The following is a 12,770-nucleotide window of genomic DNA, read 5'->3' as shown; positions in this document are numbered from 1 at the left end:
GACAAGGTATGAAAGCGCATAAATTATTTTACTTCGATAAGAAGTATACCTATATAATAATAAAAAAAGGGAAAAACAAACAAATTTACGTTCGTTTTTTCCTTTTTTCTTATTGTTCACTCTCTGCGATTAGCATCGATGTGTTACCGCTTTTTTCAAGATGACATTCGCCCCAAGTACAAAGAGAATCAAGAATCGATTCTAAAGACCACCCGTAATCAGTAAGGGAATATTCTACTTTTGGTGGTACTTGATTGTACACCTTTCTTTGAATAACTCCATCTTCTTCTAATTCACGTAGTTGCTGTGTTAACATCTTTTGTGTAATACCAGGCATTAAACGTTTTAGTTCACTCGTTCTCCTTGTACCTTTCGTTAAGTGGCAAAGAATAACGACTTTCCATTTTCCGCCGATAACCTCTAAAGTTGCCTCCACAGGAATATTATATTTTTTCATATGAAAATCTCCTTTGATGAATGTAGATTTCAGTTCTTCAACAAAAGAAGCTAAATAAAGTGAAACTTAAATGTTACTTTTTAGTGCCTATAGCACTTTAAAGTACGTACTTTTTATTATGTTGAATATGTTTCATAATAGCATACGTAAGAGGGAAGTGAGTAGTACGGTACTAAAAAGTGCCTATGTTACTTTTTGGTACCTATCGTACTTTAAAGTGCGTTCTTCAAAAAAAGAGTGAAGCCATTCATAATAGCATTTATGAGCAGTAAAGTTATTTTTGTAGAAGATAAAAAGGCCTTTTTATCACACTATTATGATTGGATTTCTCGTATTAAGGAGGAGTTCAATTGAATTCATATACAGTATCATCTTCGGCTGTTCAGACGAATCGAAGAAGTATGTTTGCTTTATTAGCGCTAGCAATTAGTGCGTTTGGAATTGGTACAACCGAGTTTATTAGCGTCGGTTTATTACCATCTATTTCGGAGGATTTACATGTTTCTGTTACAACAGCGGGCTTAACCGTTTCTTTATACGCGTTAGGAGTAGCATTCGGTGCTCCTGTTTTAACGTCGTTAACAGCTAGTATGTCGCGAAAGACGTTATTAATGTGGATTATGATTGTTTTCATTATTGGTAATGGAATTGCGGCGGTAGCAACGAGTTTTACTGTGTTACTTATCGCGAGGGTTGTCTCTGCATTTGCGCATGGCGTTTTTATGTCGATTGGCTCAACGATTGCGGCTGCACTTGTACCAGAGAATAAACGTGCTAGCGCGATTGCTTTTATGTTTACGGGCTTGACCGTTGCGACGATTACAGGTGTACCGATTGGAACGTTTATTGGTCAACAATTTGGCTGGAGAGCATCGTTTATGGTGATTGTGATCATCGGAATCGTTGCCTTAGTCGCAAACAGCATGCTAATTCCGTCTAACTTAAAAAGAGGTACGTCTGTATCATTTCGCGATCAATTCAAACTCATCACGAATGGGAGATTATTACTTGTTTTCATCATTACTGCATTAGGGTATGGTGGAACGTTTGTAACGTTTACGTATTTATCACCGCTATTACAAGAAGTAACAGGATTTAAATCGAGTACCGTTACAATCATTTTGTTAGTGTACGGAGTTGCAATTGCGATTGGAAATATGATTGGCGGGAAGTTATCGAATCATAATCCAATTCGTGCATTATTTTATATGTTCTTTATTCAAGCAATTGTATTATTCGTACTAACATTTACGGCGCCATTTCAAGTAGCCGGGCTTATCACAATTATTTTTATGGGGCTATTCGCGTTTATGAATGTTCCAGGGCTACAAGTGTATGTCGTTATTTTGGCTGAACGATTCGTACCGAGTGCCGTTGATATCGCATCAGCAATGAATATCGCAGCGTTTAACGCAGGGATTGCCCTCGGTGCTTATTTAGGCGGTATTGTAACGAACTCGTTAGGGTTAATTCATACAGCTTGGGTAGGCGGCATTATGGTAGTAGGCGCTGTTATTTTAACAGCTTGGAGTATGGCATTAGAAAAAAGAGATCAAGCAAAATAAAGGAGAGAAAATAAAATGAAACATTTACAAAGTAAAACAGTATTGCATAACGGTGTAGAAATGCCTTGGTTCGGTTTAGGTGTGTTTAAAGTAGAAGATGGACCAGAACTTGTAGAGGCTGTGAAGTCGGCGATTAAAGCTGGATACCGCAGTATTGATACAGCGGCGATTTATGGAAATGAGAAAGCAGTAGGTGAAGGAATTCGCGCTGGTATAAAAGAAGCAGGAATTTCTCGAGAAGATTTATTCATTACTTCAAAAGTGTGGAATGCAGATCAAGGATATGAAACGACACTTGCTGCATATGAAGAGAGCTTAAAAAAATTAGAGCTAGATTATTTAGATTTATATCTCGTTCATTGGCCTGTTGAAGGGAAATATAAAGATTCGTGGAGAGCGTTAGAAACACTTTATAAAGAAGAACGCGTGCGTGCAATTGGCGTAAGTAACTTCCAAATCCATCATCTGAAGGATGTAATGGAAGGTGCGGAAATTAAGCCGATGATTAACCAAGTAGAGTATCACCCGCGTTTAACGCAGAAAGAACTACAAGCTTTCTGTAAAGAACAAAGTATCCAAATGGAAGCATGGTCACCACTTATGCAAGGTCAGTTATTAGATAATGAAACATTAAAAGAAATTGCAGACAAACACGAAAAAACAACAGCTCAAATCATTTTACGTTGGGATCTTCAAAATGAAGTTGTAACGATTCCGAAATCAACGAAAGAACACCGCATTATTGCAAACGCAGATATTTTCAATTTTGAGCTAACAAAAGAAGATATGGAAAAGATTGATGCTTTAAATGAAAACCACCGCGTCGGTCCAGATCCGGATAACTTTGATTTCTAATAGAGGTAAGTTCAAAGAGTGCAAAAAGTTTGCGCTCTTTTTTATTTTGTCTATGCATAAAAAAATGTTCTAACTAAATAATAAACAGTAGTAAATTTGTTATTTTATAAGGGGTTGTAGACATGAATATAAAACGATCGTTCAAGATAATGGCCACTTTTTTGAGTGTTTTATTTGTATTTGCGAACTTATTATTCCCACTTCAAAAAGCATTCGCAGAAGTTATGGACCATACGAAGTATCAAATGGATTGGAGTTACAGTAGGTCAAAGAAGAAACCAATTCGAACAGAGCTTATTAAAACAGCAGATGGAAAAATTGCTTTTTGCTTAAATGTAGATTTAAAATCGCCAAGTGGTCAAGATTTACCTGAAATGGGTAAAGTGGATATTAACGTGTACCGCGTACTATTAAACGGATATCCACAGAAGAGCCCGCAAGAATTAGGTGTTTCTGATTGGAGAGATGCACATTACGCAACGCAGCTTGCGGTGTGGAATGCGTTAAAACAAATTGATATTAATGATTTAGATTTCCGTAATAAAAATGTAGAAAAAGTAACGAAAGATATAGTTGCAAAAGCAAGTGCTAGTGAAGAACTACAAGAAATTACGATGAGTGTAACTCCTACAGAAGAACAAGAAGCAGTATTAAAAGATGAGTTTTTTGAAACTGGTTTATATACAGTGCAAACAAACGCTAAAAGTGGAACGTATAAAGTGCAAGCAACAGGTGCACCAGAAGGCGCGAAGTTTGTAAATGAAAAAGGTGAAGCGAAAACCGAATTTAATGTGGGAGAAAAATTCCGCATCTTAATTCCGAAACAAACGCCAGCGGGTGGATTTAGCTTTAAAGTATCAGGCAATTTAACGAAATTACAAGGAATTGCACATAAAGGTACACCGACTATTCAAAATGCGGTTGTATTACTCGAGCGTAGTGAAGAGAAAACAAGTCCAGAATTAGCTGTAAGTTGGAAAAAAGCAAATGGACATGATAATAAACCAAATAAACCCTATACACCAAATGAACCACATAAACCGAATCAATATAACAGATGATGAAAAAAGCTCGTAAACACTATGTTTACGAGCTTTTTTTATTACTCAGCTTCAGAAACAACAGTGAAGCGTTCGTTTACGTGTTTTGGGTTCTCGATTTCATCAAGTGCTGCTACTGCAAAATCTTCGTAACTTACGTAGCTATCACCTTTTGCGTTAACAAGAAGGTTGTCCTTACCAGCTTTGTAAGAGCCAGTGCGTTTTCCTAATGCGAATAGTGCAGAAGGGCTGATGAATGTCCAAGTAATATCATTTGTTTGTTGTAAGATTTCTAAGTTTTTACCTTGGTTTTGAGCAGTTGCAAGGTATTCATTTGGGAAACCTGGTGTATCAAATACACGAGTCGTTTTTTCTTCGTCTACAAATAAGCTACCAGCACCACCAACTACAAGTAATTTTGTATTAGGTGCACCTTTCATAGCTTCAATTAGTACGTTTCCTGCATCTACATGAAGATGTTCTTCGCCTGCTGGAGCGCCGAATGCATTTACTACAACATCGAATGCTTGTAGGTCATTAGATGTAAGGCTAAATGCATCTTTTTCTAAAACTTTTACGTTGTCTTCTATAATTTTTGCAGCATTTCTTACAATTGCAGTTACTTCGTGACCGCGATCTAATGCTTCTTTTAAAATACGACTTCCAGCTTTTCCGCTTGCTCCGATAATTCCGATTTTCATAATGAATCCCTCCAAAGTGTTTTGTTAAAGTGTGTATGTGAAAATGAATGAATTTAGTGTAATTACGATTGTTACAACTTGATGTAATCATTATAGTTACAGGTTGATGTTTTTGTCAATGGGATTATTTATTGTTTTAGTATGTGCATTTTATAAATATAAAGTCATAAATAATAACAAATAACACCGTTATGTTACAAAACCTAACATATGGAAGTAATAACCTGTCGAAAAATGTTGATTTTTGAATATTTTTTAAATATAATTCAATTTATGAAGAAAAAGGGAGGGGACTGACAGTATGAATATTTTAGAACAATTCGTTTCATCAACGAATACGATTCTTTGGTCATATATTCTTATCGCAATGTTAATCGGTTTAGGGCTTTATTTTTCTATTAAATTGAAATTCGTACAAATTACTCATTTAGGGGAAATGGTTCGATTAATGGGTGATGGTTTAACTGGAAAGACACGTAAAAAGGGAAGTGTATCGTCATTCCAAGCATTTTGTATGAGTTCAGCAGCTCGTATTGGAATCGGGAACTTAGCTGGTGTAGCGCTAGCTATTTCTATGGGAGGACCTGGAGCTGTATTTTGGATGTGGGTTATTGCGATTATTGGGGCGTCTTCAAGTTTCGTAGAAAGTACGCTTGCGCAAATTTATAAAATAAAAGATGGCAGTGGCTTCCGTGGTGGTCCTGCTTATTATATGGAAAAAGGTTTAAATAAACGTTGGATGGGAATTTGGTTCTCTATCCTTATTACAATTAGTTACGGTTTAATTTTTAACTCAGTACAAGCAAATACAGTGACATTAGCATTTGAAAATGCATTTGGTATTGAGCGTTATGTTGTTGGAATCGTATTAGCAGTATTAGTTGCGGTTATTATTTTTGGTGGTGTGAAAAGTATCGCGCGTATGTCTGAGCTGATCGTTCCGCCAATGGCACTTATTTATATTGCAGTAGCTATTTTCGTTGTTATTAAAAACTATTATTTAATACCGGATATGTTTACAGAAATCTTTAAAGGTGCATTCGGTTTAGATTCAGCTGTAGGTGGCGGTATCGGTGCTGCAATGAAGTTTGGTATTCAGCGCGGATTGTTTGCGAACGAAGCAGGTATGGGTAGTGCGCCAAATGCGGCTGCAACAGCGGATGTAACACATCCAGCTAAACAAGGATTTATTCAAACAATTGGAGTATTAGTAGATACATTCTTAGTATGTACATCAACAGCGTTTATCGTACTATGTTCTGGTGCATATAAGGCAACAAATTTAGAAGGTATTGAATTAACGCAAGTGGCGTTAAGTTCACAAATCGGTTCGTGGGCAAGCGGCTTCTTAGCGATTATCATTTTCTTATTTGCTTTCAGTTCATTACTAGGAAACTATTATTATGGTGAAACGAATATTGAATTTATTAAACAAAGTAAAACTTGGTTAACGATTTACCGTATTGCGGTAGTGGGAATGGTATTATTCGGTTCTGTTGCGACGCTTCAAGTTGTATGGAATATGGCAGATTTATTTATGGGTCTAATGGTAATCACAAACTTAATTGCGATTACACTTCTTGGAAGATTTGCGTATGCAGCATTAGCGGACTATGTGAAACAAAAGAAACAAGGAAAAGATCCAGTCTTCAGTGCAGATTCTATCCCTGGTTTAACGAACACAGAGTGCTGGGACAAGCCAGCAGTAGCAGATAAAGAAAAAGCTGTATAATATAAAAGGAACGAGCATCAGAGAAATTTGATGCTCGTTTTTTTTATGGTGATAAAATAAGGAGAGAGGTAAAAGACGAACATTAATGAGCGTTTTATAATAAAATGTAATTTTTTTAAAGAAAAATGCAGATGTGAGTTGTAATTTGTGTTAGAATGGTTAATGGCTTTAGAATAAGAGATTAGACGACTTTTTATAATCATTTCTATGGTTTTAGGGGTAAATGGAAAGTTCGGTTTATTTCGTATTTCTAATGGTCAGACGTTCAACGTTAATGAAGAGTTAAATGGAGGATTTTATTAATGAAGTTTGTTATGTTTCTTGTAGGATTACTAGTTGTATTCGTACTCGGTTTTCTTATAAGTTCTGATCGTAAGAAGATTAAGTATAAACCAATCGCGATTATGCTTGTTATTCAGCTAGCTTTAACGTATTTCTTATTAAATACGCCAATTGGTTATATTTTAGTAAAAGGAATTTCAGATGGATTTGGAGCGCTTCTTGGATATGCGGAATCTGGAATCGTTTTCGTATTTGGTGGTCTTGTTAATAAAGGAGAGGTTTCATTCTTCTTAACAGCTTTATTACCAATCGTATTCTTTGCCGTTTTAATTGGAATTCTGCAACACTTTAAAATTTTACCGATATTTATTCGTGCCATTGGTACTATGCTAAGTAAAGTAAATGGTTTAGGAAAATTAGAATCATATAATGCAGTAGCGGCTGCAATTGTTGGACAAGCAGAAGTATTTATTACAGTAAAAGATCAATTAAGTAAAATCCCAAAACATCGTTTATATACACTATGTGCATCTTCAATGTCGACAGTATCGATGTCGATCGTTGGCTCTTATATGAAAATGATTGAGCCAAAATATGTAGTAACAGCACTTGTATTAAATTTATTTAGTGGTTTCATTATTATTCATATTATTAATCCGTACGATATTACGGAAGAAGAAGATACACTGAAGTTAGAAAATAAGAAAAAACAGTCGTTCTTTGAAATGTTAAGCGAATATATTATGCTTGGTTTCACGATTGCGATTACGGTAGCAGCAATGTTACTTGGTTTCGTAGCATTAATTACAGCAATCAATAGCTTGTTTGATTCAGTGTTCGGTATTACATTCCAAGCTATTTTAGGATATATTTTCTCACCATTAGCATTCGTAATGGGAATCCCGCAATCAGAAATGGTAACGGCGGGACAAATTATGGCAACGAAATTAGTATCGAACGAATTTGTTGCGATGCTTGATCTAGGAAAAGTAGCTAGTGATTTATCAGCTCGTACAGTCGGTATTCTTTCTGTATTCCTTGTATCATTTGCAAACTTCTCATCTATCGGAATTATTGCAGGTGCAACGAAAGGGATTGATGAAAACCAATCAAACGTTGTTTCATCATTCGGATTACGACTTGTATACGGTGCGACATTAGTAAGTCTTTTATCGGCGATTATCGTTGGTGTTATGTTATAAAAAGGATGGCCCTAGCTCATAGCTAGGGCTATTTTTTATAGTAAATTTACATAAAAAAACCAATCGGTTAGGAATATATTAACATGTAAAAATCTTTTAAAATTTATATTGCATTTCGATTAGATAACGCTTACAATTTGATTTGTAGGTGGTATCCATTTCACACGTTAAATACGGTAGAGAAGAAGAGACTACCTGTTATAAATTGCAATTTATGTAAACGCTTACTGATTTTAGAAGACAGTTCAAAATATTTTAAGGGTTCATATTTTTTTAATATTAATGGTCAGACGTCATTCGTTATACGACTGATAACTCATGGAAGTGGAGGATTCACATATGAAGTTAGTAATGTTTCTAGTCGGTTTACTTGTAGTATTTGTACTAGGGTTCCTTATAAGTTCAGATCGTAAGAAAATTAAATATAAACCAATTGCAGTTATGCTTGTAATTCAATTGGTACTTGCGTATTTCTTACTAAATACAAAGGTCGGATTTGTATTAGTAAAAGGGATTGCAGATGGATTTGGCGCTATTTTAAAATTTGCGGAAGCAGGGGTTAATTTCGTATTTGGTGGTCTAGCAAATGATGGACAAGCACCATTCTTCTTAACAGTATTATTACCAATTATTTTCTTAGCAGTACTAATTGGGATCTTACAACATATAAAAGTTTTACCGATTATCATTCGTGCAGTCGGTTTCGTATTAAGTAAAATTAACGGTTTAGGAAAACTTGAATCATATAACGCAGTAGCGGCGGCAATTGTCGGCCAAGGTGAAGTATTTATTACAGTAAAAGATCAATTAAGCAAATTACCAAAAAATCGTTTATACACACTATGTGCATCTTCAATGTCAACAGTATCGATGTCAATCGTTGGTTCTTATATGAAGATGATTGATCCAAAATATGTAGTAACAGCACTTGTACTAAACTTATTTAGTGGATTCATTATCATTCATATTATTAATCCATATGATGTGAGCGAAGAAGATGACATTTTAGAATTACAAGAAGATAAGAAACAAACATTCTTTGAAATGTTAGGCGAATATATTATGCTAGGTTTCTCTATCGCTGTAACAGTAGCGGCGATGTTAATCGGTTTCGTAGCATTAATTACAGCAATTAACGGTGTGTTCGATTCAATTTTCGGAATCACATTCCAAAGCATTTTAGGATATATCTTCTCGCCATTAGCATTCGTAATGGGCATTCCAACATCAGAAATGCTAACAGCAGGACAAATTATGGCAACGAAATTAGTAACGAACGAATTTGTTGCGATGCTTGATCTAGGAAAAGTAGCTGGTGAGTTATCAGCTCGTACAGTAGGTATTTTATCAATCTTCCTTGTATCATTTGCGAACTTCTCATCTATCGGAATTATCGCAGGTGCAACGAAGAGTATCGATGGAAAACAATCAAACGTTGTATCTTCATTCGGATTAAAACTTGTATACGGTGCAACGTTAGTAAGTATATTATCAGCTGTTATCGTTGGGGTTATGCTTTAATAAATAACAAAGAAGTCGTTTATCTCTCACTTCGGGAGGATAAACGACTTTTTGTTTAGCTTGCTTTATCCAAGTCTCTTTTAAATTGTGGTTTCTCCAAATAAGTTCCCAGTCTCCATATATATTCCACAGGCCCCATTCGATATTTCTGTAGCCAATAGGTACTAACGAATAATTGAATCGTATAAATTCCAATGGTTAAAAGAATACCGAAGAAATAGCCAATTTTACCGTATAAGCCAAATCCATATGCGTAAAAAATAGTTGTTGTGATAATAGATTGCGCTAAGTAATTACTAACCGACATTTTTCCCATGTTCGCCATGTATGTTAGTAAATGCGCTACCTTTTTGTAATGGAATAATAAAATAATCGTGCTTCCGTAAAAGAAGGTCATGGTTACTGGTGTAAGACTATCTTGTAACATAATTAAAATCGGATGTTTCACGAATATAGCTAAGATTTTAATTGTAAAAGAGAAAATCCCAGTGATAAGCCAAATTTTTTTGACAGCAGGTATATGTTGATTGACCTCAAATAGCCAGCCCTTTTTCCCCACATACATTCCGAGTAAGAAAAGTGGAGACATAAAAATTATTGCGAAAACTGATATGAAAACTAATCCGAATACACCGTTAATCCCCATATAATCAAAAGGATTTTCAGTCAATCTAAAGTTGACATGATCCATATAGCTTCCAGTCTCATGGACCTTATGTTCCTTTTCGGTATAAGGTGCGAGATCATCATAGGGGTTCGATGTTGATTCCGATTGGTAAGATGCGAGCATAATGAGTGCTAGTAAAATAGATGCCCAAATGAGCAACGTTTTCGGTTTTCGATTGATGAACATCATTAAGAAAATCCCGATAACCCCGTAGGCAAATAAAATATCTCCCTCCCAAACAAAGGTGCCATGAATGTAGCCTAGCAGTAAAAGAATGATAATACGTCTTATGTATGTGGGGAAGAATTTCTTTCCTTTCACAATAATACTTTTTTGTAGCAAAATAATGCTAAGACCAAATAAAAAGGAGAATAGGGACATGAAATTGTGGGTGCCGAAAAATTGAATAAACCAATTAGCACCTTCATCAAGTTTTCCAAATATGTAAGTTGGTTTTTCATTGGCGAAGAATCCAAATTGAATTAAGGTCATATTGACAAGTAAAATACCAAACAAAGCGAAACCACGGATTGCATCAACAGCTTCTACACGCTGATTCATTTTTTCTCTCCTCGTATATTATTTTATCCCGCATTAACGAGCAGTAAGACTCCCACCTCAAAATTCGGCTGGAGCAAAGAAGTTAGGTGGGAGATCAACTGCCCGTAAACGCCCGATTGGTGAAGGCTAATAATCAGTGGGGGATGAACAAAACCCCACTGATTAAAGTTTCACTTTATATTGAAAATAATACCATTTTCTTATTGGTACTATGTCAAATACAAGGAAATTTAAGGTGATTTTAAGCTAGAGAGAAAATAAAAAAATCACCTTAATATATTCATTAAGGTGATTAAAATACTATTCAGCTGGAGGCGTAAATGTACGTTTTTCTAATTCAGCATCTAGCATAAACAGTGCGTTTGAATCGCTTGTAATACGTTTTAATTTTTGGATGATGCTATCAAATGAAGCTTCTTCTTCTACTTGCTCGTCAACGAACCATTTTAAGAAAGTAATTGTTGCGTGTTCACGCTCATCCCAAGCGATATCAGATAAGTTATAAATGCGCTTCGTTACTTCACGCTCGTGCTCAAGAGCGACTTCAAAAGCATTCAATACAGACTCATATTCATTATTAGGATTATCAAATCCAGTAATAATAGCGCGCTCGCCGCGGTCATTAATGTAGTTGTAAAGCTTCATTGCGTGGAAACGCTCTTCTTCAGCTTGTACAAGGAAAAAGTTAGCGAACCCATCATAGCTTTCCCCTGTACAGTAAGCAGCCATTGCCATATAAGCGTGGGCAGAGTAAAATTCAAAGTTCATTTGTTCATTTAATGCGTCGTGCAATTTTTTAGATAACATAAAATCCCCCTTATTATTGTGACAAGAATATTATACCATAATTGATAATATTCTCATTTGGATGCTTCGAACCTTTTCGAAAGCTTTGTGACGTGTGCGTCCATAATGTCTTGTAAATCTAAATCATATTTTTGCGAAAGAATAATAAGGTTAGATAGTACATCACCAAGTTCTTCTTTTAGTTCTTGTTTTAGCTCTTCTTCTGTTTTCGCATCTTCATCAGGACGATCACGTCCGATTTCAATAGCGCGAACAACTCGTGAAACTTCCCCAACTTCTTCAGTTAAGAAATTTAAGCGAATAAAGGCATTATACTGTGACCAGCTTCGTTTTTCGTAAAATTCCTCAACCCATCTTTGAAATGCAACGATATCCATTTCTTTCTCATCCCTTCAATATGTTGTACAATACCCATTGTATCATAACAATATATAGTTTCGAGGTGTAGGGATGAGAAAGATTTGTGTGTTTGCAGGTTCAAATTTAGGGGAGAGACCAGAATTTAAAGAGCAGGCAATAGAGTTAGGGAAAATGTTTGTTGAGAACGATTATGAGCTTGTATATGGCGGTTCATGCGTTGGATTAATGGGAGAAGTGGCAAATGAAGTTCTTCGCCTAGGTGGACGTGTAACAGGTGTTATGCCGCGTGGTTTATTCCGTGGTGAAATTGTTCATACAGGACTAACAGAATTAATTGAAGTAGAAACGATGCATGAGCGTAAGGCGAAAATGGCAGAGCTTGCGGATGCTTTCATTGCATTACCAGGTGGATACGGAACGTTTGAGGAATTATTTGAAGTTGTATGTTGGTCACAAATTGGTATACATGATAAGCCAGTTGGTTTATTGAACATTAAAGACTTTTACGGACCGATTCTGCAAATGGTTGAACGCGCAGCTGAAGAAGGCTTTATGAACCCATCGAATAAAGAGTTAATCGTTTCAGCTGAGACGGCTGACGAATTAATTCATAAAATCCAAAATTACGAGCGTCCTGTTTTGGGGACTAAGTGGAAGCAATTATCATAGTGCAATTTTATAGAGAATTTCGGAAACACATGTCATTTTATCTTGAAAAGGCATGTGTTTTTAATTTGGTTAAATATATTGATAGTGAGATGTGAAATCGTTGGAAGAGGGGAAGTAGATGGAGGTATGTTTTGCTGACTTAAAAAAGGAACATCTGAATAAAAGGTGCATAAGGAATTATTGAGTGACATAGAATTGTTCCGTTAAAGGGTCAGATTGTGGAAGATAGGGAATGTTTTTTATGAAGTTAATAGAGGTTTTTTTAATCGAAATCAGAATAAATTTTATAGATGTAATCCTTTGGGAATTTTTAATCAGTTATGTATCATAATCTAATCATTAAAATGAAAA

Annotated in this window: 12 protein-coding genes; 7 read left to right on the top strand and 5 right to left on the bottom strand. The window is 35.6% G+C overall.

The annotated features are described in order from the left end of the window. Positions 1 to 109 precede the first annotated feature (109 nt). Complete coding sequence (locus MHB76_RS24170; RefSeq protein ID WP_002159942.1) at positions 110 to 457, bottom strand: winged helix-turn-helix transcriptional regulator; 348 nt, start codon at positions 455 to 457, stop codon at positions 110 to 112. A 401-nt stretch (positions 458 to 858) separates the two neighbouring features. On the opposite strand from MHB76_RS24170, the gene MHB76_RS24165 reads away from it, so the two are divergent. The 3 genes from MHB76_RS24165 to MHB76_RS24155 all read left to right on the top strand — a co-directional run bounded on the left by MHB76_RS24165 (position 859) and on the right by MHB76_RS24155 (position 3,938). After that, positions 859 to 2,022 (top strand): MFS transporter, encoded by a 1,164-nt coding sequence (locus MHB76_RS24165; RefSeq protein WP_176107964.1) that lies wholly within the window; start codon positions 859 to 861, stop codon positions 2,020 to 2,022. A 15-nt stretch (positions 2,023 to 2,037) separates the two neighbouring features. Beyond that, entirely contained in the window at positions 2,038 to 2,877 is an 840-nt protein-coding gene (locus tag MHB76_RS24160; protein WP_078173416.1) for an aldo/keto reductase, read from the top strand. A gap of 122 nt (positions 2,878 to 2,999) precedes the next feature. Next, positions 3,000 to 3,938: a thioester domain-containing protein gene (locus MHB76_RS24155; protein ID WP_002198906.1), complete on the top strand. Its 939-nt coding sequence runs from the start codon at positions 3,000 to 3,002 to the stop codon at positions 3,936 to 3,938. 41 nt (positions 3,939 to 3,979) lie between these two features. On the opposite strand, the gene MHB76_RS24150 is transcribed toward MHB76_RS24155, so the two are convergent. After that, positions 3,980 to 4,618, bottom strand: coding sequence for an NAD(P)-dependent oxidoreductase (locus MHB76_RS24150; RefSeq protein WP_002112762.1), 639 nt, complete (start codon positions 4,616 to 4,618; stop codon positions 3,980 to 3,982). Between the two features lie 301 nt (positions 4,619 to 4,919). On the opposite strand from MHB76_RS24150, the gene MHB76_RS24145 reads away from it, so the two are divergent. From MHB76_RS24145 to MHB76_RS24135, 3 genes are all read left to right on the top strand, one after another. Further along, on the top strand, positions 4,920 to 6,350 hold the full coding sequence (locus tag MHB76_RS24145) for an alanine/glycine:cation symporter family protein (protein WP_002112761.1): 1,431 nt from the start codon (positions 4,920 to 4,922) through the stop codon (positions 6,348 to 6,350). Between the two features lie 302 nt (positions 6,351 to 6,652). After that, positions 6,653 to 7,834 (top strand): NupC/NupG family nucleoside CNT transporter, encoded by a 1,182-nt coding sequence (locus tag MHB76_RS24140; protein ID WP_002112759.1) that lies wholly within the window; start codon positions 6,653 to 6,655, stop codon positions 7,832 to 7,834. A 339-nt stretch (positions 7,835 to 8,173) separates the two neighbouring features. Beyond that, the gene (locus MHB76_RS24135) at positions 8,174 to 9,355 is read left to right on the top strand and encodes a NupC/NupG family nucleoside CNT transporter (RefSeq protein ID WP_002112757.1); all 1,182 of its coding nucleotides are present in this window, start codon (positions 8,174 to 8,176) and stop codon (positions 9,353 to 9,355) included. A gap of 55 nt (positions 9,356 to 9,410) precedes the next feature. Here the strand turns inward: MHB76_RS24135 and MHB76_RS24130 are convergent, their stop codons facing one another. The 3 genes from MHB76_RS24130 to MHB76_RS24120 all read right to left on the bottom strand — a co-directional run bounded on the left by MHB76_RS24130 (position 9,411) and on the right by MHB76_RS24120 (position 11,767). Further along, complete coding sequence (locus MHB76_RS24130) at positions 9,411 to 10,583, bottom strand: DUF418 domain-containing protein (protein ID WP_078173417.1); 1,173 nt, start codon at positions 10,581 to 10,583, stop codon at positions 9,411 to 9,413. A 300-nt stretch (positions 10,584 to 10,883) separates the two neighbouring features. After that, the gene (locus MHB76_RS24125) at positions 10,884 to 11,390 is read right to left on the bottom strand and encodes a ferritin (protein WP_078173418.1); all 507 of its coding nucleotides are present in this window, start codon (positions 11,388 to 11,390) and stop codon (positions 10,884 to 10,886) included. A gap of 53 nt (positions 11,391 to 11,443) precedes the next feature. Further along, on the bottom strand, positions 11,444 to 11,767 hold the full coding sequence (locus tag MHB76_RS24120) for a MazG nucleotide pyrophosphohydrolase domain-containing protein (RefSeq protein WP_000355746.1): 324 nt from the start codon (positions 11,765 to 11,767) through the stop codon (positions 11,444 to 11,446). A gap of 73 nt (positions 11,768 to 11,840) precedes the next feature. On the opposite strand from MHB76_RS24120, the gene MHB76_RS24115 reads away from it, so the two are divergent. After that, positions 11,841 to 12,419, top strand: coding sequence for an LOG family protein (locus tag MHB76_RS24115; protein ID WP_002159949.1), 579 nt, complete (start codon positions 11,841 to 11,843; stop codon positions 12,417 to 12,419). Positions 12,420 to 12,770: the final 351 nt, after the last annotated feature.

The organism is Bacillus sp. FSL M7-1345, from assembly GCF_038006985.1.
Lineage (GTDB): Bacteria > Bacillota > Bacilli > Bacillales > Bacillaceae_G > Bacillus_A > Bacillus_A cereus_U.
This window is presented reverse-complemented; position numbering and strand designations above follow the sequence as displayed.

Bases quoted from the DNA above. Each gene is read 5' to 3' on its own strand.
- MHB76_RS24170 (WP_002159942.1), bottom strand. From the start codon at position 457: ATGAAAAAATATAATATTCCTGTGGAGGCAACTTTAGAGGTTATCGGC.
- MHB76_RS24165 (WP_176107964.1), top strand. From the start codon at position 859: ATGTTTGCTTTATTAGCGCTAGCAATTAGTGCGTTTGGAATTGGTACA.
- MHB76_RS24160 (WP_078173416.1), top strand. From the start codon at position 2,038: ATGAAACATTTACAAAGTAAAACAGTATTGCATAACGGTGTAGAAATG.
- MHB76_RS24155 (WP_002198906.1), top strand. From the start codon at position 3,000: ATGAATATAAAACGATCGTTCAAGATAATGGCCACTTTTTTGAGTGTT.
- MHB76_RS24150 (WP_002112762.1), bottom strand. From the start codon at position 4,618: ATGAAAATCGGAATTATCGGAGCAAGCGGAAAAGCTGGAAGTCGTATT.
- MHB76_RS24145 (WP_002112761.1), top strand. From the start codon at position 4,920: ATGAATATTTTAGAACAATTCGTTTCATCAACGAATACGATTCTTTGG.
- MHB76_RS24140 (WP_002112759.1), top strand. From the start codon at position 6,653: ATGAAGTTTGTTATGTTTCTTGTAGGATTACTAGTTGTATTCGTACTC.
- MHB76_RS24135 (WP_002112757.1), top strand. From the start codon at position 8,174: ATGAAGTTAGTAATGTTTCTAGTCGGTTTACTTGTAGTATTTGTACTA.
- MHB76_RS24130 (WP_078173417.1), bottom strand. From the start codon at position 10,583: ATGAATCAGCGTGTAGAAGCTGTTGATGCAATCCGTGGTTTCGCTTTG.
- MHB76_RS24125 (WP_078173418.1), bottom strand. From the start codon at position 11,390: ATGTTATCTAAAAAATTGCACGACGCATTAAATGAACAAATGAACTTT.
- MHB76_RS24120 (WP_000355746.1), bottom strand. From the start codon at position 11,767: ATGGATATCGTTGCATTTCAAAGATGGGTTGAGGAATTTTACGAAAAA.
- MHB76_RS24115 (WP_002159949.1), top strand. From the start codon at position 11,841: ATGAGAAAGATTTGTGTGTTTGCAGGTTCAAATTTAGGGGAGAGACCA.